We start from the raw sequence: 23,576 nt of genomic DNA, 5'->3' as shown, positions 1-23,576 counted from the left end.
CATGGAAGTACAGCTTTGCAGTAAGAGGGATGCTATGGCTTTTTACAGTATTGGTGATGTGGCCGAACGATGCGGAATCAACCCGGTTACGTTGCGTGCCTGGCAAAGACGCTATGGATTATTAAAACCTCAGCGCAGCGAAGGCGGTCACCGTCAGTTCGACGAAGATGACATCAGACGTATCGAAGAGATTAAACGCTGGATCAAAAGCGGCGTGCCGGTGAGTAAGGTTAAAGCGCTGATTGAAGGCAGCCAGACTGCGCAACACGACGGCTGGTTATCGCTTCAGGAAGAAATGATGGTCACGCTGCGTCGTGTCAGTCCCGACAAACTGCGCGTACGCATTGATGAACTGGGCGCCAGCTATCCGGTTGATGATGTGATCGATCATATTTTTGTTCCGATGCGTCAACGACTTAATCTTGAGCAGGCTACCGCACGCGTCATGGGCAGTCTGCTGGATGGGGTGCTGATCGACTATGCGATCACGCGCCTGAATGCGTTACGCGCTCAGGCTGATAAAGAGGCATATCTGCTGTCATGGGAGTGTGAAGACCGGACACGTCTTTGGCTGGAAGGCTGGCGTTTGTCGCAGCAGGGCTGGAATATTCACGTGCTGCCGGAGCCGCTGGAATCGCCGCGCCCGGAAATGTTCCCCGGTCAGGATATTTTCGTCTGGATTGGGAAAGCGCCCACCACGCGCCAGCAAGAACAACTGGCGAGCTGGCGAGAGCAGGGGTATAGCATTGCCCTGCATTCATCGCCGTCCTGAATCGCTACATCTTTTCTTTATTTGACGGGTGACCACTCAGGTTTGCCCAACGCTGTCGTAAATAATGAACGGCCTGCTGCGTTTGCGGCTGATTAAGGTTGTTTTCCCTGAACAGTATTGTGCCGTTGATTTGCGGAACCGAGTCGTTCAGGTCGAGCTGTTTTTTCAGTTCCGGCACGCCGCCGTTTACCGTCCAGTCCGGCTCGTTACGCGAGGGTTCGCCCACCTTATACAACGCCACGCCAATATAAAGTCGGGTTGTCGTAGGCTTCACCACATCCGCCCACCATTTAGCGAGCACATCATAGCGCGCGGCGTCGCGAGAGAAGGGCCAGTACAGCTGCGGCGCGATGTAGTCCAGCAAACCTTGCTGTACCCAACGGCGCGTGTCCGCGTAAGACTCATCATACGCCGCGGCGCCACGGGTGTCTGAACCGGCGGGGTCGTGTGAGCGGTTACGCCAAACCCCTGCCGGACTTACACCAAATTCTACGTCCGGGTTATTGTGTCGGAGGGTGCGCGACACCTGTTCAATTAACTGCTGCGTATTGTGCCGTCGCCAGTCGGCTTTGGTATGAAACCCTTGACCGTAGCGCCTGAAGGTCACGCTGTCATTAAGCGCAGATCCCGGTGATTCAGCATAGAAATAGTCGTCGAACTGAACGCCATCAACCGGGTATTTTTTCACGACCTCCGCCACAATGCTGGTTATCCAGTCGCGAACCTCCGGGATCCCCGGGTCAAGAACATAGCGGTCGCCAGCTGTACGGATCCAGTCACGGTGAAGGACAAAAACGCTGGCGGGCTGCAGTGACACAGTGCGGTTCAGTTCGGCAACCGTAGAAGGTCGGGTATTAACCGAGACGCGATACGGATTGAACCATGCGTGAACCCTCATCCCACGCTTATGCGCTTCGTCAAGCATAAACTGCAGCGGATCGTAACCGGGGTCCTGGCCAATTTTTCCGGTAAGCATGTCTGACCAGGGCAATATCGCCGAGGGCCAAAGCGCGGTACCGTCAGGTTTTACCTGAAAAAATACGGTATTGATGCCGAGCCGCTGTAAATTATCGAGCTTATCGGTTAGCGCTTTTTGCTGCATGGCGATACGCGAACGCGCGTCGCTGACAGTGACTGACGCGACGGGAGGCCAGTCGAGACGGGAAACCGTCGCCAGCCAGACGCCGCGAACGGGTTCGTTCAACTTTTGTTGTTTCACGGGCGAAGCAGGCGTTGCTGATGGCGGCGTTACCAGCGAGGCGGGTGGTGTAGAAGAGCAGCTAGCCAGTAGAAGCGCCGACGCGATTGCAGCCGTGTAAGTCCTGATACGAAATAAAGGAAGAAAACGAGGAGAACTGATATCCATATACGTCCGTTGCCGGTTAGCGCGAAAGTGAAATTATTGTGGTCTGATTCGAGGGTAAGTCAAGATAACGGCGCGAATGATTTGATAGGTGAGGCGGGAACAAGGCTTTGACGGGATCTTAAAAGTTCTTTAACTGTATAGCATTCGCTATACACGTTTGATGTGTTATGCTTGTAAAGCAATTGCTATACAAGGAGCAGACCTATGAAATCAGATGTTCAGCTTAACCTTAGAGCGAAGGAATCTCAAAGGGCGCTCATCGATGCTGCAGCAGAGATTCTCCATAAATCACGTACAGACTTTATCCTGGAAATGGCGTGTCAGGCTGCTGAAAATGTGATCCTCGAGAGACGTGTTTTCAATTTTAACGATGAACAGTATGCCGATTTCATCGATATGCTGGACGCCCCGGTAGGGAATGATCCCGTTATAGAGAAACTCCTCGCGAGGAAGCCTCAGTGGGATGTGTAACAGCGCCTGAACCGTTATCGAGTTCCCATCAACTGGCTGAATTCGTCAGCGGAGAAGCCGTTCTCGATGACTGGCTAAAACAGAGAAGTTTAAAAAACCAGTCTTCTGGCGCGGCCCGAACCTTCGTTGTATGTAAAACAGGTACGAGACAAGTGGCTGGTTTTTACTCTCTGGCCACCGGCAGTGTTAATCATGTGGAAGCGACGGGCAATCTCAGGCGCAACATGCCAGATCCCATCCCAGTAATCATTCTGGCTCGCCTGGCAGTTGATGTCTCATTCCATGGAAAAGGGCTTGGTGCGGATTTGCTGCACGATGCGGTTCTGCGCTGTTATCGGGTAGCAGAGAATATTGGCGTTCGTGCGCTCATGGTGCACGCGCTCACTGAGAAGGCCAAAGACTTTTACATTCATCATGGCTTTAAAGCATCGCCAGCGCAGGAACGAACCTTGTACCTTAAACTCCCACAATAGTTTAAAAGAAAAGGGCATGTGCCTGATTTTAACCCACGGGTATTCAGTAGATGAATTGGGGGTACGATGCCATGGTTTATAAAATTCAATTTAACATAATATACATTATGCGCACCAAGGTATTGTTAGCTCAATACTAGCGTCTATATGTGGGTCATTTTTCCCTACCAGGTCGATAACTCACTTTTCCTGATGAGGAGTTTCTGTGGCTATACATGACGCCGGGATATTCATCATGAAAGAAATTTCTCGTAGATACTTTTCGCTTCAGGACGTTCAGAAGCGACGTTCCTGTCTGCTTAGGGCTGCCAGCACACTAACAGCCTCTGGGATAACCTCCGCTGGCGTATTTCCATAGCCGATAACCAACCCTGCGGCGGCATCGTTGCTGACGCTGTATGAAGAAAAGGCCTGAACGCCTATGCCATGCTGACGTGCGAGTGAGACAATTTTCTTATCGTCGGTGCCAGGTATTACGATATCCTAAGCGAAGCCGGTTGCGAGGTGGATATCTGGCGCACAACCTACTACCACCAAATGCCATCCCATCAGGCTATAATCGACTGGGTCAGTGCGACCGGGCTGCGGCCCTGGTTACAGGATCTTAATGAGCCAGCGCAAAAACGCTATCTTGCCCGCTATCACGCGCTGTTACAGGAGCAGTACCCGCTTCAGGAAGATGGGCAGATACTGCTGGCATTCCCACGACTGTTCATGGTCGCCCGTCGCCTGACATAACGATCGAGCGCGCGCCGCGTTTAACAACGATACAGCCAGGAAGGTTATGTCAGTTGATAGTGCTTGTCCGGAACGTGCTTCGCCGGAATGGCTGTTTCATTGTTCATTTGAAGCAGATCGATCTCGATGGCATTACAGATAGCATCAAGCGGCAAGTCGTTGTTTTCCGTACCGAACGGATCTTCCAGTTCTTCCGCCAGCGCATCCAGGGAGATAAAGGTATAGGAGATCAGTACCGAGATAAACGGCGTCATGTAATGCAGGTCAACAACCAGCGCAAACGGCAGCATGATGCAAAACAGGTACACCGTGCGATGCAGGATCAACGTATACGCAAATGGCACCGGCGTATTGGCGATTCTCTCGCATCCTGCCAGCACCGCTGACATATCGTTTAACCGATTGTTTAAACTGTGAAATAATATATCAGACAAACGTCCGTCGCGCCGACGAACAGCCAGCCACTCCCCCATCAGCAGCAGAATGCGGTTTGCCGGAGAGTGCGCGGCGAAGACCTGTTTCAGATCTTCCGCGTTGAGGTATTTCGCCAGAGGTTCGGCCTGCGGTTTTCGCCGCAGCGTCATGCGCAAACAATGGGCAAAGGCAATTTGCAGGCGAACAAATTCTCCAGACTGCGTGTCGTCCGGGAGCGTGGTTTTGACTTCCCGCAACAGCGACCGTGAGGCAATCATTAACTGTCCCCACAGTTGTCTCGCTTCGACATAACGTGCGTAGCAGGCGTTGTTGCGAAACCCTAAAAATATCGCGATGGCCACACCAAGGATGCTGAACGGCGCAAGCGTGAACTTGATACCGAGCATGGTGTACCACGGAAGCATGATGATAACAGCGATGGAAAGCAGGAAATTCAGCAGTAAACGGGAAGAGATTTTAGCTAAAACGGAGCCATGCCAGACGAATATCAGGCGTAGCCAATGCTGTTGAGGACGAACAATCATGACGGTTTTCAGAAAAGAAGCGAATCCCGTTATTAAACGTGATCTGGATCAAACTTACAACTTTCTTGAAACGGGCCCTGTTATATCTGTCAGACCGTTCACGGCTCAGGAGTCACAGAGCGACAGGTATAAAAATAGATTGTATGTTGTAACTAATGATCATAAACAATAAACCCGGCCTTCGCCGGGTCAATCTTATCGCACACTTATTTTAGCATAGCGGTTTTACCGCTTCGCGCATGCCTTTGCTCAGGATGTTGTCAAGATCGCTGGTCACATGCTCCACCAGTCCTGGGACATTGGTCAGGTCCTGCTCCCAGTGTTCCTCTGCGGCCAGAACGGCGCTAACCAGTTGCTGCGTACTCACTTGGCGATCGCCATGCTGGCTCCAGAGCTGCTGGAAATGGGTGATCCAGTGCGCGTCATCCTGCACCGGATACGCTTCACCGCCACGTTCCCCGCGGTAGAAGGCAATCAGCGCGGCTAAAGCAAACGTCAAACGCGCCGGTAATTTACCGTTGGCCCTCTGCCCTGCCAGCAGTTGCGGAAGAATGCGGGTGCGGAATTTCGTCATGCCGTTCAGAGCGATCGACAGTAACTGATGCTTAATGTACGGGTTACGGAAACGTCCGGTGACCGCGCTGGCGAACGATTCCAGTTCATCACGCGGCAAATCAAGCACAGGAATGATTTCCTGATAGACAGCCTTTTCCACAAAAGCGCAGATATCGCTATCATTCATCGCCTCGCCGACCGTATCCAGACCCGCCTGGAACGCGACCGGAACCAGCGCGGTGTGCGCGCCGTTCAGAATGGCTACCTTACGCTCTTTATAAGGCTTGATATCATCGACGATCAAAACATTCAGCGGGTATTTGTCGAGGCGTAGCTCGGAAGCCAGGGTCTTCGGTCCCTGAATAACAAACAGGTAGAAATGCTCGGCGGTATCCAGGAAGCCATCGTGATAACCCAGTTCTGCTTCCAGTTGTGCCACTTCATCTCGTGGGTAACCCGTCACAATACGGTCCACCAGCGTTGAGCAAAACACATTAGCCTCATCCAGCCAGGTAACAAAGGCCGCCGGCAGTGACCATTCCTGCGCATAGCGCAGCACCAGTTCACGCAGCGCGTCGCCGTTATAGTCGATCAGCTCACAAGGAATAATAATCCAGCCTTTATCCTGCGCGCCGTTGAAATGACTAAAGCGCTCAAACAACAGGCGCGTCAGCTTCGCCGGATAGCTCACCGCCGGGGCATCATCGAACTTATCGCCCGCATGGTAGCTGATGCCCGCTTCGGTGGTGTTAGAGAAGACAAAACGAATGTCCGGGTTGTGCGCCAGCTTCAGGAACGCATCGTACTCACCATAAACACTTATCTCACGGTTCACTGAACGAATCAAACGCGCATCGCTGACGGCCTCGCCCTGCTCATTCAAGCCGCGAATGATTGTTGTATAAAGCCCATCCTGCGTGCTGAGCGATGGCGGGAAAGCGCTGTCGATGGGACGTACAATCACCACACCGGCGTTCAGATCGGTATGTTCATTGAGCAGATCGATCTGCCAGTCAACAAAGGCGCGCAGAAAGTTACCTTCACCAAACTGAATGATGCGTTCAGGATAGTGGGCACCGGGAAAATCGCTACGGTTTAGAGTTTTCACAATGGGTTCCCTTTCGATTAGTCATACAACCCGATTAAATTGGTAGAACAGGTTAGCAAAACTTTACGCCAGTAAAACCCCGTTTTGATCAAGTGATAGCGATAAATCAAAGCGCTTTGTAGAAAACTGTGGTGCCGGTCAGCGTTCCATCAGGCATCAGCGCATAATCAGGTATCACACCCGCTTTTTGCCACCCGCACGAGTGGTAGAACAACTCGGCATCGCTACCGGTGGCGGTCTCCAGGACCAGTTGTGTTTTACGCTGTTCCCGTGCGCACGTTTCAAGCGCCTGCATCAGATGGCGGGCCAGTCCCTGCCGCCGCGCCGAAGAGTGAACGAGCAGTTTAGCGACATCCGCCCGATGAGGCTGGTTTTCGGGTTGCCGGGTAATAAGCTGCACGGTGCCGACAATCACGCCCTGCTGATTTTCAATAACGAGAACCTGTCGCTCGCCTCTGCCCACGCTTTGGGCGACATCGTTCCAGAAAACATTCGCTTTTTGCCGATCGAAGGGGGAAAGAAAACTGACCGACGCGCCGCGATTGACGCAGTCAGTCAGAAGATCACTGAGTTCATCCTGTCGCGCGAGAAGCGTCTCAGCGCTCAATAACATACAGGGGGGTAATGGCATTATAAGGGCTCCTTGAGTAGACCTTGATACCATGCACTTAACATTGTGATAACACAACATGCCGGTCATAGCAGTTTGTTATGACGTCTTACGCCAGATCGCTTTCTGACAGTATCGCCAGGTCAGCCTGGCGAGCGCTGGTACGATTACGCCCCTCTCTCTTCGAGCGGTACAGACACTCATCCGCTTCCACCATCAGCGTGTTGAAAAGCTCCGTCAGCGTGCGTCCTGCCACCCTGCCGTTCCCCAGACCAATACTGACCGTCAGATAGACGCTTTGCTGTTGCCAGTTGAAAGGTTGTAGCGCCACGGCTTTACGGAGAGTTTCAGCGATACGCATTCCTTCTTCAGGATGCAGTGTCGGCATGACCACAGCAAATTCTTCGCCACCCATGCGGGCAATGAGTCCTTTGCCCCCAACAATTTTTTGCAGTTGCTGAGCAAACACCCGCAGCACCCGATCGCCACATTCATGGCCGTGGCTGTCATTGATGCTCTTGAAGAAATCGATGTCCAGAAGCATAACGGTAAAATGCTGCGTTGCTGGCGCATCCTGCCGCTTCAGCGCCTCGTAAAGGCCCGAGCGCGAGTAAACCTGAGTCAGAAAATCAAAATCGGCGCGTAAAGAAACCTGCTTCATCAGGGAATTAATTGCCGCTACGCTAACTGAAACCATAATGGGGCAAATGGCCATGGTGGCAATCCCCAGCCTCGCGGAAAACATTTGCGGGATCGAGAATGGCGACGCAACGGCGATATCGATAATTGAATTTGCCACCAGCACGATTTCCACCGCACCGGTAATAAAAGTTAACAGACAGGTCACCTGAGGCGCATAGCGTACGGCGCACCAGATAAGCGCAGGAAGGGGAAAGGCAAGGCTCCCTGCTCCGCCAATGATCACCGAGGCCAACACCGAGACGATCAGCGCGATAACCGGCATCATCTGTTCCGGCTTGAAGCGTGTAACGACGCCCGGCATGCCGAGAGTCAACATACAGGGGATAATTAACACGCCCGTTGAAAATTGCTCGCTAAACCAGTCAGCAAACAACGGCCAGAAAGAAAGACGATCAATGCCTACCGAGCCTGTCGCGCCGACCAGGGCACAGATCAATGCGGCGATCAGACAGTAATTAAATAAGCGTAAAGCGCTAATCGGCTGATATTTATTTTTCCCCAGTCGTTTATCACGAATGACCAGCTGGGCGACAATAACAATAAATACCATATTGGAGAGATTAATTACCAACGACACCCAACCCCATTGCGTGGTGAGCGCATCATAGCCAAGCATCGCAACATAACTTACCGCGTAGTAATGCGGTCGGTTTAACCAGACGAAGCGTGCAAAAATCCCGGCCAGTACGCCATTTAGCGGCCAGAACAGCGACAGTTCATGAATCAGGCGCAGCTCTGCACCGATAAAATAGAACAGTGTGGTGAACGCAAATACCGCGACCGCATTACGCAGTGGACGATCTTCCTGAAACAGGCGGAAAGAAGGAATGGGAAGTGATTGCATTAACTCTCTGTCCATATCACTGCCGGGGGCAATTATCTCTGCGGCGTAATGGTAATCTTTTGAGAATAGCATGAATTATTCTCAAAGATAGTCATTACCGGCAGCGTTAACCTGTTATTTTCCCGGCTGGAATAAAATAAACCCTGGCAATTTTACGGTTTTACACTACGCCGTTAATTATCAGGTTTTATTCATTTGAATAACCAGCCAGTGATGAATAACCGCAACAATATAACGTTGTTGCTCTTCAGTCAGCGCGTCGCCTTGCGGGATCGCATGCCATTTAGCAAGACAGCCGCGACAGCAGGTCGCCGTGGCATGCTGGGCAATAAAAACGGGATGGCCGCGCATCGGGGTTTGTTTGCCGTCGTTCAGCGGAATGGCGGGCGCAAGTCGTTTTGCCACAAAGTCTGCGGCGTGCTGGTCAATAACCTCTGCGCCTTTATCCCAGCAGTACTGCCGCTCTTTCGGCCCGAGACGAAAACGGGAGCGAAACGTTGAACGGGAAAGTCGTGCAAACAGGGAATCAAATGTATTCATCAGTACACCGAACGACCTAACCGCTTTGTCAGTTGCTCCAGCGCGGCGATGCCCGCCAGCGAATTACCGGTCGGGTCCAGCTCAGGACTCCAGACGGCTATTGCCATTTCGTGGGGAACGATCGCCACGATCCCGCCGCCGACGCCCGACTTGGCCGGTAGACCGACGCGCCAGGCAAATTCGCCGGCGTTCTGATACATTCCACTGGTCGCCATCAGCGCATTGATCTGCCGGGCCTGTAAAGGCGTCACCACCGGTTCATCAAGGTGAAACGCCTTTCCCTGATTAGCAAGAAAGACAAAGGTCCGCGCGAGCTCAACGCAATTCATCTTTAGCGCGCAGTAATGGAAGTAATTTTGCAGCACCGTCGTGACGTCATGATGGAAGTTACCGAAGGACTTCATCAGCCAGGCGATAGCGGCGTTACGGGCGGAATGCTCGAATTCAGAACGAGCGACCACCGTATCGTAACCGACGTCCGAAACGCCGCTCAGCGCACGGACAATTTCCAGCATGCGCTGACGCGGCGCGCTCAGCCGCCCCTGTAACATATCGCAGACCACCAGCGCGCCCGCGTTGATAAACGGATTGCGCGGGATCCCCTGCTCCATCTCCAGTTGCACCAGCGAGTTAAACGGCGAACCGGAAGGATCTTTTCCGACGCGCGGCCAGATCTCATCTTCCGCATAGTGGCGCATCGCGACCACCAGACTGAGCACCTTAGAGATAGATTGAATCGAAAAGCGTTCAGTCGCGTCCCCCGCCTGCCAGCGCTGACCGTCAACGGTACAAATCGCAATGCCCAGCCGGGCGCCGTCAACGGAGGCGAGCGCAGGGATGTAGTCAGCCACTTTTCCCTGGCCGATCAGTGGACGAACCTCAGCCAGAATGGTCTCTAAAATTGAATTGTCCAGGGCGATTGCCACCGTCTGCTCCTTGCCTGCCAGTCAGAAAAGGCCTGGGAGTATAGCAGAGCGAAATGTGTCACGTCAGGCCGTAAGGCGAAATCGCGCCACGGCGTTGATCAACTGATGTGACTCCGCATGCAATTGCTGTGAGGACGCCGACGCGGTATCCACCAGCTCCCGCGTATCGCTCGCCGCCCGGTTAAGCGCCTGCAACTGACGCGTCATCTCATGAATGCGGCTACCCTGATGCAGCGTGGCGGTAGAAATATCCTTTAACGACGCGCCCAGGTTATCCACCAGAGCCATCACCTGCTGAAGGTTTTTTTCCAGATGGTTTACCGCATCGGAACCCTCTTCTATCCCCTCCAGCGAATGATGGATCAGCGCCTGGATATCCTGTGTTGACTGACTGCTCTTACGCGCCAGCACCCCCACTTCCCTGGCGACGACCGCAAAGCCTCGCCCCTGCTCCCCGGCATGTGCCGCCTCAATTGCCGCATTCAGCGCCAGAATATTGGTCTGGAACGCAACGTTATCGATAAGCGCGACAATCCCGCGCATTTCTGAAGAGCGATCGACAATCGCCTGCATCGAACGGTTGACCGTATCCATCATTCTGTCTCCGCCGGCAGCAATCGTCCGCGCGTCTTCCGCGCGCTGATTTGCCCGCTGCGCGATCCCGCTGTTATCTTCAACGTGATTTTCCAGTACAGACACCTGCGCCGTGACGTTGTTCAGTTCTTCGCTTTGCCGGGCGGACTGCTGGTACAGCCGCTGATTGTTCTGCGCCAGTCGATCGATGTTATCCGCCATTGCCGCCGTCGCATCGCTCACCTGTTGAACAAGCTCGCGCAGTCCCTGCTGCATTGCGCCAATACGTTTCGAAAGCTGTGACACTTCACGATTAAACTGCGGCACCGCGGGTACTGTCAGAGAAAGATCGCCTGCCGCCAGAATATTAATATGCCCGATAAGCTGACGCAGCGGCGTTATAACCCAACGTGACATTCCCCACCACACGGCCACCGCAATTACCAGCAGCATGACAGGCAGCGCCCAGAACAGGCGCTGAAGGTTAAGCAAGCGATCAAGCAACTGCTGGCGTCCTTGCTCTCTCGCTTGTGCGTTAACCTTTTGCACCCGACTATAGTTTTCATTGAAATCGGCCTGGAATGCCTGTACCGGCACCGCAAAGAAGGCATCGATCGATTGTGTTTCGCTTAATCCCTCCACCTGCTCCGCTATCCCGCCGCTGAAGCGCTGATAGCTTTCCACCAGATCGGTATCCGCACGCGGATCCATCTTTCGCCAGGCGTCCCACGCCGCGCCGGACTGCTGAAGCGCCAGCCTTGCCTCATCAATAAGCGCTTGCCAGCTTCCTTCTGAGCCTGTCGCGGCATCCTGCATAAAGTACACTCCCGCGCGGTTAAGCAGGTCGCTTGCCGTCAGCAACGCGATACGCGACGCCTCCAGCGTTGCCTGCTGGCGTAGCGCCAGTTGATTGTGCTGTTCGTTCTCCCGCGCCTGACTGACGGAAAATGACAGCATCAGCGTGGAGGTCACCTGCAGCACGCTGAATAGCGCAATTATGCAAAAAATGCCGGTAAGCAGGCCAAACTGACGGCGGACAACACGGCGTAAAATTTGAGTTAAGTTCATAATATTCTTCAGTATCAACACGTTATACGCGAGTCTACGAAGCGTAAATGACAAAACTATGGCAGAAATATGACAGGTCGAATTGGATTACGCAGACGCCGGGTAGGCAGTGCTACCCGGCTGAGACAGGTTAGCTAACGCAGCGGGATTAAACGCGGTTCTTCCACACCGTCTGGACGTTGCAAAACTCATGCAGGCCAAAGTGAGAAAGCTCGCGACCAAAACCGCTCTTTTTCACGCCTCCAAACGCCACGCGGGCATCGCTGGCGCTGAAGCCATTAATAAAGACGCCGCCGCATTCAAGGCGAGCGGCCATTTCCCTGGCGCGAACCTCATCCGCCGTAAAAAGGGTCGCAGACAGGCCAAAATCGCTATCATTGGCCAGTTCCAGCGCGTGTTCAGCATTTTTCGCTACAGTAATGGCGGCAACCGGCCCGAACAATTCCTCACGGAACGCGGTCATTTCAGGCGTGACGTTAGCCAGCACCGTCACCGGGTAATAATTCCCCTTTCCGGCCATTTTCTCACCACCCAGCAGCAGTTGCGCCCCCTGCGCAAGCGTGGCCTGTACTTGCTCATGCAACTCGTCACGCAGATCGAAACGCGCCATCGGGCCAAGATCGTTGTGCTCGTCAAGCGGATTCCCCATTTTCAGCGCCGCGGCAGCGGACACAAAACGTTCGGTAAACGTATCAGCAATCCCTTCTTCGATAATAAAACGTTTCGCTGCCGCGCAAACCTGCCCGGTATTCTGGTAACGTCCGGCCACCGCCGCTTTCACCGCCAAATCCAGATCGGCGTCGTTAAGGACAATAAACGGATCCGAACCGCCCAGTTCAAGCACACATTTTTTCAGCGCCGCCCCGGCCTGAGCGCCGATTGCCGCGCCGGCGCGAACGCTTCCCGTGACGGTCACAGCGGCAATCCGTCGGTCCTGGATGACAGCGCTGACGCCAGCGTTATCGGCGTTCAACCAGCCATAAACGCCCGTCGGGATCTCCGCTTCCGCAAACACTTGCGCGATGATTTGCGCGCAGCCCGTCACGCATGGCGCGGGTTTTAACAGGTAGCCATTCCCCGCCAGCAAAATCGGCACCGCCCCGCGCAGCACCTGCCAGAGCGGAAAGTTCCAGGGCATCACCGCCAGAATGGTGCCGAGCGGTCGGTACTCAATCACCGCCTGCTGATTTTCCACCAGCGTCGACTCGGTCGCCAACATCGCCGGACCGTGCTCTGCATACCAGTCGCAAAGCGCCGCTGACTTAGCGACTTCGGCGCGCGCCTGTTTAACAGGTTTGCCCATTTCACGGGTAATGCACTGTGCCATTTCTTCACCATGAACACGCAGCGCCTGACCGAGATCACGCAGCTTTTGCGCGCGAAACGCCACACTGGTGCGCTTCCATGTCGCGAAGCCCTGCTCAGCAAGCGATAAAGCCCGCTCGATATCGTGCTGGCTGGCCCACGGTAACGCGGACAGCTGTTCGCCAGTATCGGGATTAACAGAAATGGCATGTGTTGCAGATGAAATCGTCACAGGGTTTCTCCATTGTTGGTTTTATCATCATCATGGACGCGTTTACTCTTTCCTTAAAATGAATAATATTGAGCAGGGTATTCACAAAATGAGAAAACTATGGACCTGACGCAACTGGAAATGTTTAACGCAGTGGCCGAAACGGGCAGTATCACGCAGGCTGCGGCCAGGGTGCATCGCGTGCCGTCGAACCTGACCACCCGGATACGCCAGCTTGAAGCCGATCTTGGCGTCGATCTGTTTATTCGCGAAAACCAGCGCCTGCGTCTTTCTCCCGCCGGGCATAACTTTTTGCGCTACAGTCAGCAGATCCTGGCGCTGGTCGACGAAGCGCGAATGGTAGTGGCAGGCGATGAACCGCAGGGCCTTTTTACCCTCGGTTCGCTGGAAAGCACCGCCGCGGTACGCATTCCGGCGACGCTGGCGGAATTTAACCAGCGTTACCCTAAAATTCAGTTCTCGCTGGCGACCGGCCCTTCCGGAAAAATGCTTGACGGCGTACTGGAAGGTCACCTTAACGCCGCGTTTATTGACGGTCCCGTTCCCCACCCGGGACTGGAAGGCATTCCTGTGTATAAGGAAGAAATGATGGTGGTCGCGCCACACGGTCATCCGCCGGTATCGCGCGCCAGCGATGTCAATGGAAGCAACCTGTTCGCCTTCCGCGCCAACTGCTCGTACCGTCGGCATTTCGAAAGCTGGTTTCACGACGACCAGGCCATGCCGGGCACAATCCATGAAATGGAGTCATATCACGGCATGCTGGCCTGCGTGATCGCCGGTGCAGGGATTGCGCTGATCCCCCGCAGTATGCTGGAAAGTATGCCCGGTCATCACCAGGTGGAGGCATGGCCGTTGCCAGAAGAGTGGCGGTGGCTTACCACCTGGCTGATATGGCGGCGCGGCGCCATGACGCGCCAGCTGGAGGCGTTCATCACGCTCCTGAAAGGGACATCAACGCCGGGTTAACCCGTTATAATCCTACCCGTTAAATACGTTCTCGCCTTCCCGCCCATCAGTACCCGATCGTTTCGCCACTCGCAGCGCACGTCGCCGCCGCGAGCGGAGACTTGACGGGCGAGCATTTGCGTTTTATTGAGCTTTGCGCCCCAGTACGGAATGAGCATCGTATGCGCAGAGCCCGTGACCGGATCTTCCCATACCGCCTCGCCAGGGGAGAAAAAGCGACTCACAAAATCATATTCGCCGTCACCTGCCGCGGTTACCGAGACTTTATGTTCGCCGGGTCGCATTGCGCCAATAGCCGGGGTGAGCGACTCCACCTGTTGACGGCTTGCCAGCTCAATCATCCAGGCGCGTCCTTTGCGGGCGTGGAGATACTGTTCTATCCCCAGCGCGCGAAGCATTTCCGGCGGCGGCGTCTGTTCTTCGGTCGCGCCAGCGGGAAAGTCCAGTGTTAACCATTCGTCGCACCGCTCCACGGTCAGACGACCGGAAAGCGTATCAAAATGAAGTCTACTATCAGGATAATTAAGGTGACTGAAAATGACATGCGCGCTGGCAAGCGTGGCATGGCCGCAAAGATTAACCTCATTACGGGTGGTAAACCAGCGCAGGGAAAAACCGCTTTGCTGGCGGACGATAAAGGCGGTTTCCGATTGATTATGCTGCTGCGCCATCTTCTGCAGGATGGCGTCAGGCAGCCAGTCATCAAGCAGACAAACTGCCGCGGCATTGCCCCCGAATGCGCTATCGCTGAACGCATCAACCAGATAAAAATCAATCTTTTTCATGCCGTTACCCCGTCCGTCTTTGTTTTCTTGCAAAGTGGCATAAATACCGAATATTCACAAGCGTCGATCTCTATAATGTGACAACGTCACTTATCCAGTAAAAGGAGATCTGAATCACAAAATGATTGTCTTTTCGCCAATAAACGTTTTAAGATCGCCTTCTCATCCTTTCGCAACTAACCCGACTCATTTCTATGACAACTCACACTGTTTCCCGCAAGGTCGCGTGGCTACGGGTAGTTACGCTTGCCATTGCAGCGTTTATTTTTAATACCACGGAATTCGTCCCTGTCGGTCTGCTGTCTGATATCGCGCAGAGCTTTCATATGCAGACCGCCCAGGTCGGGATTATGTTGACCATCTACGCATGGGTCGTGGCGCTGATGTCGCTGCCGTTCATGCTGCTGACCAGCCAGGTTGAACGACGTAAGCTGTTGATTGGTTTGTTCGTGTTGTTTATTGCCAGCCATGTCCTGTCGTTTCTGGCATGGAATTTCACCGTGCTGGTGCTTAGCCGTATCGGTATCGCCTTTGCGCATGCGATCTTCTGGTCGATTACCGCCTCACTGGCGATCCGTCTGGCCCCCGCCGGGAAGCGCGCGCAAGCGCTGAGCTTAATCGCCACCGGCACCGCGCTGGCGATGGTGCTTGGCCTGCCGATCGGACGCATTGTCGGTCAGTATTTTGGCTGGCGTACCACATTTTTCGCGATCGGTATGGGCGCGTTGATCACCCTCGTTTGTTTGATAAAACTGTTGCCGACATTACCCAGTGAACATTCCGGCTCGTTAAAAAGCCTGCCGCTGTTATTTCGCCGGCCGGCGCTGGTGAGCCTTTATCTACTGACCGTTGTCGTGGTAACCGCTCATTATACCGCTTACAGTTACATTGAACCGTTTGTTCAGACCGTCGCCGGGTTGAGCGCCAATTTCGCTACCGTGCTGCTGTTGGTGCTGGGCGGAGCAGGCATTATTGGCAGCGTCGTGTTTGGTAAGCTAGGCAACCAGCACGCGTCGGCGCTGATTAGCGTCGCCATCCTGTTGCTGACGGTATGTCTCTTGCTGCTGTTGCCTGCGGCGGGCAGCGAAATGCATCTCGCCGTCCTGAGTATTTTCTGGGGGATTGCCATTATGGTGATTGGTCTCGGGATGCAGGTAAAAGTGCTGGCGCTGGCGCCCGATGCCACCGACGTGGCGATGGCGTTATTCTCTGGCATCTTCAATATCGGCATTGGCGCTGGCGCGCTGCTGGGCAATCAGGTAAGCCTGCACGGCTCAATGTCGTCTGTGGGCTATGTCGGCGCCGTCCCGGCGCTGGCCGCGCTGATTTGGTCGATCATCATCTTTCGGAAATGGCCTGTCTCGCTGGAAGAACAACCTCAGCATAGCTGATAAAGCGTGAATCCGTCCTGACCGGAAGGACCGACCAGGACGGTATGACGTGCGCATTAGGGGTAGGTTTTAATAATTTCCAGAACGCCGTTAATAATAAACTGCACGCCCATACAAACCAGCAAAAAGCCCATCAGTCGGGAAATCGCTTCGATACCGCCCTTACCCACCAGGCGCATAATGGCGCCGGAACTGCGCAGACAGCCCCAGAGGATCACGGCGACGGCGGCAAAGATAATGGGCGGCGCAACGGTAATCACCCAGTCCGGGAAATCGGCGCCGTGGCGTACCGTGGATGCCGAACTGATGATCATCGCAATCGTTCCCGGACCTGCAGTGCTCGGCATTGCCAGCGGCACAAAGGCGATGTTAGCGGTGGGCTCATCAACAAGCTCTTCCGACTTACTTTTCGCTTCCGGCGATTCATGCGCCTTCTGCTGCGGAAACAGCATCCGAAAACCAATAAACGCCACAATTAACCCACCGGCAATACGCAGACCGGGAATGGAGATGCCAAACGTATTCATCACCAGTTGACCGGCATAGTAGGCCACCATCATGATGGCAAACACATAAACCGAGGCCATCAGCGACTGGCGGTTGCGCTCTGCGCTGTTCATGTTTCCGGCGAGGCCAAGAAATAACGCTACGGTCGTTAACGGATTCGCCAGCGGCAGAATCACCACCAGCCCCAGTCCTATCGCTTTAAACAACTCCATCATAATGGCTTCAGTTCCTGTTTCAATCGTCTGGCGGCAAGTATAAGTGGAAACCCGTCTCCTTCGCCATTCCGCGGCTGTAAGCATTCATGAGCGTCAAAAACTCATAATGTCTAATTATCATTAACATATTCGAATGTGATTTAGATCACGCAAAACGGCTTTTAGCAAATCGTGTGATCGGCCAATTCATTCGTTTGACTTATAGTTGCCTGGGCAATATTATCTGCCGTAACTAAATACTTGCCAGGGCAACCATTGTGAAAAGCACCAGTGACTTATTCAACGACATCATTCCGCTGGGTCGCTTGATCTACATGGTTAATCAGAAAAAAGATCGCCTGCTGAACGAGTACCTCTCGCCGCTGGATATCACGGCATCGCAGTTTAAGGTGCTTTGCTCGATTCGCTGCGCAGGTTGTATCACCCCGGTTGAGTTGAAAAAAGTGCTGTCCGTCGATCTTGGCGCGCTAACGCGAATGCTCGACCGTCTGGTCTGTAAAGGCTGGGTCGACCGACACCCTAACCCGAATGACAAGCGCGGCGTGTTGGTCACACTGACCGAGCACGGCGCGGCAATATGTGAGCAATGTCATCAATTAGTAGGGCAAGACCTGCACCAGGAATTAACAAAAAACCTAACGGCTGACGAAGTGGCAACGCTTGAGTATTTGCTCAAGAAAGTTCTGCCGTAAAAACAAAAAGAGGTATGACGATGTCCAGACGCAATACTGACGCTATCACCATTCATAGCATTTTGGACTGGATCGAAGATAACCTTGAATCGCCGCTCTCACTGGAAAAAGTGTCTGAGCGTTCAGGTTACTCCAAATGGCACCTGCAGCGGATGTTTAAAAAAGAGACCGGCCATTCGTTAGGTCAGTACATCCGCAGCCGTAAGATGACGGAAATAGCGCAGAAATTAAAGGAAAGTAACGAGCCGATTTTATACCTGGCCGAACGTTACGGTTTCGAGTCGCAGCAAACGCTGACCCGGACCTTCAAAAACTATTTCGACGTTCCGCCGCATAAATACCGTATTACCAATATGCACGGGGAATCACGGTATCTGCACCCGCTAAACCATTGTAGCTAAAATCGCCTGTAAACGACGTAATCGAGGAAATCATGAAACTGTTGTCTTCTGTAATGCTGGCCCTGCTGCTGGTTATTTCCGGCCAGAGCGTTGCAGAGCAACCCGCCCAGCTTTCGACATCAGATAATCGCGACACGATGCTGATTCCAACCGCTCAGGAACAGTCACCGTTCGATCTGAACCATATGGGCACGGGAAGCGACAAGTCCGACGAACTGGGCGTGCCTTATTACAACCGGCACCGACTCTGATTCGTCTTGCCCCGCCTGCGCGGGGCTTTTTTAGTCCTTCTCCTCAATCTTGTGATACAGTCCAGCCAGATTCTCCACCGCGAATTTTTTGTAGATATTCCTGCGATGATGGCAAACGGTCTTTTCGCTCAGATTAAACTGTCGCGAAATTTCTTTATTCTTCTTACCAAACATGATGTAAGGCAGCAGACTCACCTCTTTTTGTGACAGCTGGGCTTCCTTTTCCAGATGATACAATTTCATGTTTTTGGTAATGACGATTTTTTGATTTCCTTCTTTAAAATTCTCCAGAAAGCTGCTGATTTTTTTGATCACAGCCTTACAGTCGATACTAAATTCCGAGATTGAATTGATAATAATATTATCAATAGTGCTTTCGTAGCACCGCTCACGGGTAATCAATACGATATAACTCTCAGGATAGTGAGATTTAAAATCGAACAATTCACTCAACAGTTGGGTATTGCTTTCGCCATAGTCCACAATAATGGCTTTGATCTTAGCAATACTTTTTTTGTGAATCTCGCGAATATGATTAACATAGCGGACTTCTGAAAATGAATGATGCTCTCTTCTGATTTCTTCAATAATATAGCCAAATCCTTTCTTAAAGTATCCACACGATGTGATAACAACAATCACGTTTCCATTCCTTTGACATGGTTTTTATAAAACTATTTACAGCATATTTTAAATGGCCCGCAAATCAGAAGGCTCCCGGCAGTATAAGATAATTCTTAATCCCGGAGTAACAAAATGTGCTGCCACGCACAGTTTTGGTGATGAATTTAATTTTAAGCACCATATAAAACAAAGCGTTATGACAAGATTAGGATTTTTCTTAAGTCGTAATCTGACGTCCTATATCACTCATTCTCGTCGTTTGCTAAATTTCGAAATGTAACTAAGGGTAAATAGTTTCCTGGTTCACTACTTTTCAAGGTTCCTCAGCAACTGGATGGCAAATATTATGGAAAATAAATTAAGCCTTACCCCTCTGGCTAAAAGTATTAGCCTGATTGTCGGCAGTAGCATGGTGCTTTTTGCCGCGCCCGCAGCTGCTGATTGCACAACGTACACGGACGGGATCTGTAATTTGAAAGAATTTCAGATGACCTCCCCTGTTAAGCCGACACCGACTGCCTGGTATTTTACGCTGCCTACCCAGGAGGCGGCCATCAATGCCCAGGCACAAACACAAAACGTCTATTTCGCCAGCGGTACATCGTCGCGTAGCGCAAACGACATTCAGCATCTGGTCGTCGATGGCGCAAATTTAAGCGATTATTACATTAACGCCAGTAAAAATGGTACAGCGGGGATTCACCTGGTAAATAACGCTACTGTTGACTGGCTGGAAGCGGGTGGGAATCTCACAAATAAAACCAACACTATCATCACGGTGGATAAATCCACATTGAATGGCGCTAATGCGAACACGGATTATGACAAGACGCAGAAAGCGCCCCAGCGCAGTAAATATTACGCCCGCGGTTCGGCGATCTACCTCTCGTATTACGATACCGGCGATAACACCATCGACATCCGCAACGGCAGCGTGCTGAATGGCCGGATCCTGACCGGCAGCGCAGGAAAAAATAGTATTTCGGTCAGCGACAGTGCGATTAACAAAGGCAATATCAACGTCGCCTACGCGAAAGACGATATCACCATTGCCGTAGATAACAGTGCGATCGATACCCGCGATGCAGCAATAGCTAATGAAAATGCGATTCTTATTTCCGGCGGCAATACCAATAAAACCAACAGCGTCACGCTGAAAAATAAAAGCCAGCTAACCGGCTCGCTGAAAATTGCCGCGACCGGCGGCCTGAATACGGTGACGGTTGATGACAGCACCCTAAAGGCCACCACTGCCGCAAATGCTATTGATATCGCCAAAGGTAAGGCCCTCGACCTGACGCTGGCAAACAGCCATGTGACAGGCATAACCGCACTGGCCGCCAGCGACCGTCTCAACGCAACGCTGACGGCCAGCCAGATGACCGGCGATCTGCTGTTGAACACGGCTACAACCACTTCCGTCGGTCTGGTGGGCTCCGTGTTGACCGGTTCTGTTAACGCCAGCGCGCTTAGCGGCGAAGTGGATCTGCTGCTTAAAGACAGCCAGATCTCAGGCGACGTGACGTTGAAAGACGGGGATATTGTGCGTGGCAATGTGATTCTCGATAACGCCCAGGTCGGCGGACAGCTATATGGAAACGCCAATAGCACCCTGACGCTCATGGAATCGATGACTCAACTGCAGGGCGATAAATTCAGCCGCTTCGGTAAACTCAATGTGCGCGCCACCACCACCCTCGGCGGCGGTTTTAGCGACAATAACGTTGGAACCCTGCTGGAGGTAACAGGTGGCGTGATTAACGCGCCCGTGGCCCTCACCGCCGGCAAACTGATTTTTAACCAGGCCAGACTGATTGCCGATTCCCTCTCTTTGCGCGACAGCGCGTCGCTGGAGTTGACCCAAAACAGCCAGCTGGAAACCCACTCCAGCCAACTGTTCAGTACTGTCGCCAACGTTGATGGCGCAACGCAGTTTAATGAGACCGGCAATCGCCTGACCCTCAGCGAGAGTACCCTGACCCTGACTGACGACACCTACCAACTTGCGTGGCTGAAGTCGGTTAACCAGTTGCTTGGCAGTCAGTCCAACGCCTCGCTTGTCATGACCGGGCAACTGATGAATAACGACACCGTCACCGGCGAAGCGACAGTGACTGACGCCGCCACCGCCGGCGCAGTTCTCGCGAACGTCGACGTCGTGGCGGACAAAAACCGGGTCGTTGTCGGTAGCACACAGGCGATGTCAGACCAGGAAATCGCTGTCGCCAACAGCTTTGGCGCCGCCAGTCTGCGTCTTGAAGGCGCAGGCGTTGCTTCCGTCGCTATCGTTGGTGGGAAGTCGTTAACCCTGACCGGCGCATCTGGCGGCTCGCTGATCAGCGTGGCGGGTAATCCCGACGCGGAGGTTAACGTTGACGTGGAAAGCGGAAGCCTGAATCTCGGTACGCTGGCCACCGCGAATACCACTGATTATCTTCGCGGACAGCTGAATATTGGTCAGGATGGCGCGCTGAACGTGGTGTCCGGCGATCATACGGTCACCAGCGCCGCCGCGTCGGGGATCGTCAGCCAGGGGGAAATCAGTATCGGGAATCAGGCTGTACTGCACGCGAACGTCGAGCTGGTCGGCAGCGGCGCAATGGCCGTTGACGGTACTCTCGACGCCGGGAAACTTCTCGCCACCGCCGACGCTGACGGACTCAGCCAGGCGAAAATCTTTGTCGGTCACGATGCTGCTGCGGGCAAACTGATTGCCAGCGAGGTGGATCTCCACGGTGCCAGCGTTTTCATCGACCCTCAATGGCAACAGAACGCCACCATCGACACGGCGTCTCAGGCCGCGTTTGGCGGGGAGAACGTTAACGGTCGTCTGACGGTCGGGCAAAACGCGTTGCTGGTGCTGGGCGACACCCGCCTGCAACCGGCGATCGATGACTTCGCCAGCACCGGGCTGGCATGGTCGCCAACCGGCGTCACCGCAGCGCTGGCTGTCGCAACGCCGCAAACCCTCATCGCCTCTCAGGGGGGGATACGGGTGGACGGTTCGCTCAGCCAGCCGTCCTCTGACTATGCCGCAACGCTGAACCGGGCGCAGTTTGGCGAACAGTCACTGCTGATGGTGAACAGCAAAAGCACAACGCGCGGTAACGCCGCGTTGAACGCCACCGACGGCAACCTGAACGTGGCCTCCTCCGCGCAATTGTATGTTAAAGACGCCAAAGCGAATCAGCACTACACGATTGCGCACGGTTTCAACAACATAGAGATCGCCGGTTCCGGCTGGCAGGACAATAACCTGATCCTCAATAAACTGCTGAGCGCGAAGACCACCTGGCAGGAAGGCGATGTGATTGTCAGCACAGTCGCAAAAGCGGCCCAGGACGTACTGCCCGGCGTGGTGACAACACATGCGCTGGATACCATGATCGCTCAGGGCATCAACGACACGCAAAGTGGCGATGCGGGATTGCGCTTCCTTTCACAGGCGGTAGAAAGCCCGCAGATTGGCGTCCAGGAGGTGGTAAACACCGTTAACAGCGCCGCGCAACTGGCCGTCGCCGCAGGGGTTCAGGCCACGACGCTGGCAACCGGACTTGCCGCTTCCCGGACGATACAGCAACGCATGTCGCTGGCCCATCCTGAATTCGCCGCCGGAGACGGTACCGTCTGGGTCCAGGCCCTCTACGGCAACCAGCGGGCGCGCGACTTTTCTTCCGGACAGGCGGACTATGGCTTTGATACCGACTACTACGGCGTGATGCTTGGCGGTGAAGGGTCCTGGGACTCCGCGATTGGACCAATGCGCACCGGGATCGCCGCCCATGCCGGTCGTGGTAACACTGATTCTTCCGGCGACTTCAACACCACGCATAACGACTTCGATTTCTGGGGCGTTTCGCTGTACCAGAACTGGCGTCGTGATGCGGTTAACGTCACCGCGGATATCGGCTTTAGCGCGAACAGTAACGATATCGAACAGGATCTGCCCGGCTGGATAAATCAGGGGCGCAAACTGAATGGCGATGTAGACTCACAGTTGCTGACCGCAGGCTTAACCGCCGAGTACCGCGTTGAAAATCAGGTTGTAAATGTCATTCCTTATGCAGGCGTACGTTACAACCAGCTTAAAACCAAAGGCTTTACTACACGGAACGCGAATCATGAAACGGTCTTTAAAACGGACGAAGAAACCCAGAACATCTGGCAGTTCCCGGCGGGGGTAAAATTGAGTAAAACCTTCGCCCTGGATTCAGGATGGGATCTGTCCACCCAGGCGGATGTCGCGGTCATCACCCGTGCAGGCGATACCCATTCTGACACCCGGATCCGTGCCCAGGGCATCAGCGCGACAGACGCCATTACGGCGAACATCACTGATAAAACCGCCTTTGCCGGACAGTTAGGCATGACGCTGCATAAAGGCGATATGGCCTGGGGCGTGGGTTACGGCGCCAATGTGTCTGACCATAGTAGCGATCAGAAAGTGATGGTCAGTTGGCAACTGACGTTCTGACCGGTAAGCCGCATGGAAACATGCG

General features: G+C 53.6%; 21 protein-coding genes and 1 pseudogene. 10 read left to right on the top strand and 12 right to left on the bottom strand.

Going from position 1 to position 23,576, the window contains the following annotated elements; all coding sequences use genetic code 11:
• Nucleotides 1–34 precede the first annotated feature (34 nt).
• Nucleotides 35–772, top strand: coding sequence for a MerR family transcriptional regulator (locus tag OOJ60_RS04495; RefSeq protein ID WP_042282988.1), 738 nt, complete (start codon nucleotides 35–37; stop codon nucleotides 770–772).
• A gap of 4 nt (nucleotides 773–776) precedes the next feature.
• On the opposite strand, the gene OOJ60_RS04490 is transcribed toward OOJ60_RS04495, so the two are convergent.
• The gene (locus OOJ60_RS04490; RefSeq protein WP_205612009.1) at nucleotides 777–2,138 is read right to left on the bottom strand and encodes a glycoside hydrolase family 10 protein; all 1,362 of its coding nucleotides are present in this window, start codon (nucleotides 2,136–2,138) and stop codon (nucleotides 777–779) included.
• 204 nt (nucleotides 2,139–2,342) lie between these two features.
• Between OOJ60_RS04490 and OOJ60_RS04485 the strand changes: the two genes are divergently transcribed.
• The 3 genes and pseudogenes from OOJ60_RS04485 to OOJ60_RS04475 form a co-directional block, all read left to right on the top strand.
• A complete protein-coding gene (locus OOJ60_RS04485; protein WP_199957267.1) occupies nucleotides 2,343–2,609 on the top strand; it encodes a type II toxin-antitoxin system TacA family antitoxin in 267 nt (88 codons plus the stop codon).
• Nucleotides 2,597–3,082 (top strand): GNAT family N-acetyltransferase, encoded by a 486-nt coding sequence (locus tag OOJ60_RS04480; protein ID WP_060569764.1) that lies wholly within the window; start codon nucleotides 2,597–2,599, stop codon nucleotides 3,080–3,082. The genes OOJ60_RS04485 and OOJ60_RS04480 overlap by 13 nt, the downstream gene beginning before the upstream one ends.
• Before the next feature lie 471 nt (nucleotides 3,083–3,553).
• Nucleotides 3,554–3,820 (top strand): annotated as a pseudogene (locus OOJ60_RS04475) (trans-aconitate 2-methyltransferase); the annotation flags it as partial.
• 44 nt (nucleotides 3,821–3,864) lie between these two features.
• Here the strand turns inward: OOJ60_RS04475 and OOJ60_RS04470 are convergent.
• The 8 genes from OOJ60_RS04470 to sad all read right to left on the bottom strand — a co-directional run bounded on the left by OOJ60_RS04470 (nucleotide 3,865) and on the right by sad (nucleotide 13,242).
• Nucleotides 3,865–4,779 carry a bestrophin family protein gene (locus OOJ60_RS04470; protein ID WP_042282973.1) on the bottom strand — a complete coding sequence of 305 codons (915 nt, stop codon included), beginning with the start codon at nucleotides 4,777–4,779 and terminating at the stop codon, nucleotides 3,865–3,867.
• A 211-nt stretch (nucleotides 4,780–4,990) separates the two neighbouring features.
• Complete coding sequence (locus OOJ60_RS04465; RefSeq protein WP_205612008.1) at nucleotides 4,991–6,442, bottom strand: tagaturonate reductase; 1,452 nt, start codon at nucleotides 6,440–6,442, stop codon at nucleotides 4,991–4,993.
• 106 nt (nucleotides 6,443–6,548) lie between these two features.
• Entirely contained in the window at nucleotides 6,549–7,076 is a 528-nt protein-coding gene (locus OOJ60_RS04460; protein ID WP_407057097.1) for a GNAT family N-acetyltransferase, read from the bottom strand.
• Between the two features lie 85 nt (nucleotides 7,077–7,161).
• Nucleotides 7,162–8,598: a GGDEF domain-containing protein gene (locus OOJ60_RS04455; RefSeq protein WP_205612153.1), complete on the bottom strand. Its 1,437-nt coding sequence runs from the start codon at nucleotides 8,596–8,598 to the stop codon at nucleotides 7,162–7,164.
• A gap of 180 nt (nucleotides 8,599–8,778) precedes the next feature.
• Nucleotides 8,779–9,138: a DUF4186 domain-containing protein gene (locus tag OOJ60_RS04450; RefSeq protein ID WP_042282964.1), complete on the bottom strand. Its 360-nt coding sequence runs from the start codon at nucleotides 9,136–9,138 to the stop codon at nucleotides 8,779–8,781.
• Nucleotides 9,138–10,064 carry a glutaminase B gene (gene glsB, locus OOJ60_RS04445; protein WP_205612006.1) on the bottom strand — a complete coding sequence of 309 codons (927 nt, stop codon included), beginning with the start codon at nucleotides 10,062–10,064 and terminating at the stop codon, nucleotides 9,138–9,140. Before glsB ends, OOJ60_RS04450 begins: the two co-directional genes overlap by 1 nt.
• A 63-nt stretch (nucleotides 10,065–10,127) precedes the next feature.
• A complete protein-coding gene (locus tag OOJ60_RS04440; RefSeq protein WP_205612005.1) occupies nucleotides 10,128–11,705 on the bottom strand; it encodes a methyl-accepting chemotaxis protein in 1,578 nt (525 codons plus the stop codon).
• Nucleotides 11,706–11,853: 148 nt separating this feature from the next.
• Nucleotides 11,854–13,242: a succinate-semialdehyde dehydrogenase gene (gene sad, locus OOJ60_RS04435; protein WP_205612004.1), complete on the bottom strand. Its 1,389-nt coding sequence runs from the start codon at nucleotides 13,240–13,242 to the stop codon at nucleotides 11,854–11,856.
• A 99-nt stretch (nucleotides 13,243–13,341) separates the two neighbouring features.
• On the opposite strand from sad, the gene ptrR reads away from it, so the two are divergent.
• Entirely contained in the window at nucleotides 13,342–14,211 is an 870-nt protein-coding gene (gene ptrR, locus OOJ60_RS04430; RefSeq protein ID WP_042282955.1) for a putrescine utilization regulator PtrR, read from the top strand.
• Here the strand turns inward: ptrR and OOJ60_RS04425 are convergent.
• The gene (locus OOJ60_RS04425) at nucleotides 14,208–14,996 is read right to left on the bottom strand and encodes a PhzF family phenazine biosynthesis protein (protein WP_205612003.1); all 789 of its coding nucleotides are present in this window, start codon (nucleotides 14,994–14,996) and stop codon (nucleotides 14,208–14,210) included. The genes ptrR and OOJ60_RS04425 overlap by 4 nt on opposite strands.
• Nucleotides 14,997–15,190: 194 nt before the next feature.
• Here OOJ60_RS04425 and OOJ60_RS04420 point away from each other — a divergent pair, with 194 nt between their 5' ends.
• A complete protein-coding gene (locus tag OOJ60_RS04420; RefSeq protein ID WP_060569751.1) occupies nucleotides 15,191–16,387 on the top strand; it encodes a sugar transporter in 1,197 nt (398 codons plus the stop codon).
• A gap of 56 nt (nucleotides 16,388–16,443) precedes the next feature.
• On the opposite strand, the gene OOJ60_RS04415 is transcribed toward OOJ60_RS04420, so the two are convergent.
• Complete coding sequence (locus OOJ60_RS04415; protein WP_042282942.1) at nucleotides 16,444–17,109, bottom strand: MarC family NAAT transporter; 666 nt, start codon at nucleotides 17,107–17,109, stop codon at nucleotides 16,444–16,446.
• Nucleotides 17,110–17,366: 257 nt separating this feature from the next.
• On the opposite strand from OOJ60_RS04415, the gene marR reads away from it, so the two are divergent.
• From marR to marB, 3 genes are read left to right on the top strand one after another with little or no spacing between them, the layout of a single operon-like run.
• The gene (gene marR, locus OOJ60_RS04410; protein ID WP_042282939.1) at nucleotides 17,367–17,801 is read left to right on the top strand and encodes a multiple antibiotic resistance transcriptional regulator MarR; all 435 of its coding nucleotides are present in this window, start codon (nucleotides 17,367–17,369) and stop codon (nucleotides 17,799–17,801) included.
• 20 nt (nucleotides 17,802–17,821) lie between these two features.
• Nucleotides 17,822–18,202, top strand: a complete 381-nt coding sequence (marA, locus tag OOJ60_RS04405; protein ID WP_148365360.1) for an MDR efflux pump AcrAB transcriptional activator MarA — start codon at nucleotides 17,822–17,824, stop codon at nucleotides 18,200–18,202.
• A gap of 32 nt (nucleotides 18,203–18,234) precedes the next feature.
• Nucleotides 18,235–18,453, top strand: coding sequence for a multiple antibiotic resistance protein MarB (marB, locus tag OOJ60_RS04400; protein ID WP_042282936.1), 219 nt, complete (start codon nucleotides 18,235–18,237; stop codon nucleotides 18,451–18,453).
• Nucleotides 18,454–18,483: 30 nt separating this feature from the next.
• Here the strand turns inward: marB and OOJ60_RS04395 are convergent, their stop codons facing one another.
• On the bottom strand, nucleotides 18,484–19,095 hold the full coding sequence (locus tag OOJ60_RS04395; RefSeq protein ID WP_042282935.1) for a LuxR C-terminal-related transcriptional regulator: 612 nt from the start codon (nucleotides 19,093–19,095) through the stop codon (nucleotides 18,484–18,486).
• Between the two features lie 328 nt (nucleotides 19,096–19,423).
• On the opposite strand from OOJ60_RS04395, the gene OOJ60_RS04390 reads away from it, so the two are divergent.
• Nucleotides 19,424–23,551, top strand: coding sequence for an autotransporter outer membrane beta-barrel domain-containing protein (locus tag OOJ60_RS04390; protein WP_205612002.1), 4,128 nt, complete (start codon nucleotides 19,424–19,426; stop codon nucleotides 23,549–23,551).
• Nucleotides 23,552–23,576 lie beyond the last annotated feature (25 nt).

It is taken from the genome of Citrobacter sp. R4 (genome assembly GCF_026719175.1).
GTDB classification, from domain to species: Bacteria; Pseudomonadota; Gammaproteobacteria; order Enterobacterales; family Enterobacteriaceae; genus Citrobacter_A; species Citrobacter_A sedlakii.
The sequence above is the reverse complement of the archived record's forward strand: the minus strand, read 5'-3'. Positions and strand labels throughout refer to the sequence as shown.

Coding starts and splice junctions, on each gene's coding strand:
- OOJ60_RS04495 (WP_042282988.1), top strand. CDS start 35: ATGGCTTTTTACAGTATTGGTGATGTGGCCGAACGATGCGGAATCAAC.
- OOJ60_RS04490 (WP_205612009.1), bottom strand. CDS start 2,138: ATGGATATCAGTTCTCCTCGTTTTCTTCCTTTATTTCGTATCAGGACT.
- OOJ60_RS04485 (WP_199957267.1), top strand. CDS start 2,343: ATGAAATCAGATGTTCAGCTTAACCTTAGAGCGAAGGAATCTCAAAGG.
- OOJ60_RS04470 (WP_042282973.1), bottom strand. CDS start 4,779: ATGATTGTTCGTCCTCAACAGCATTGGCTACGCCTGATATTCGTCTGG.
- OOJ60_RS04455 (WP_205612153.1), bottom strand. CDS start 8,598: ATGCAATCACTTCCCATTCCTTCTTTCCGCCTGTTTCAGGAAGATCGT.
- OOJ60_RS04450 (WP_042282964.1), bottom strand. CDS start 9,138: ATGAATACATTTGATTCCCTGTTTGCACGACTTTCCCGTTCAACGTTT.
- OOJ60_RS04440 (WP_205612005.1), bottom strand. CDS start 11,705: ATGAACTTAACTCAAATTTTACGCCGTGTTGTCCGCCGTCAGTTTGGC.
- ptrR (WP_042282955.1), top strand. CDS start 13,342: ATGGACCTGACGCAACTGGAAATGTTTAACGCAGTGGCCGAAACGGGC.
- OOJ60_RS04425 (WP_205612003.1), bottom strand. CDS start 14,996: ATGAAAAAGATTGATTTTTATCTGGTTGATGCGTTCAGCGATAGCGCA.
- OOJ60_RS04420 (WP_060569751.1), top strand. CDS start 15,191: ATGACAACTCACACTGTTTCCCGCAAGGTCGCGTGGCTACGGGTAGTT.
- OOJ60_RS04415 (WP_042282942.1), bottom strand. CDS start 17,109: ATGATGGAGTTGTTTAAAGCGATAGGACTGGGGCTGGTGGTGATTCTG.
- marA (WP_148365360.1), top strand. CDS start 17,822: ATGTCCAGACGCAATACTGACGCTATCACCATTCATAGCATTTTGGAC.
- marB (WP_042282936.1), top strand. CDS start 18,235: ATGAAACTGTTGTCTTCTGTAATGCTGGCCCTGCTGCTGGTTATTTCC.
- OOJ60_RS04390 (WP_205612002.1), top strand. CDS start 19,424: ATGGAAAATAAATTAAGCCTTACCCCTCTGGCTAAAAGTATTAGCCTG.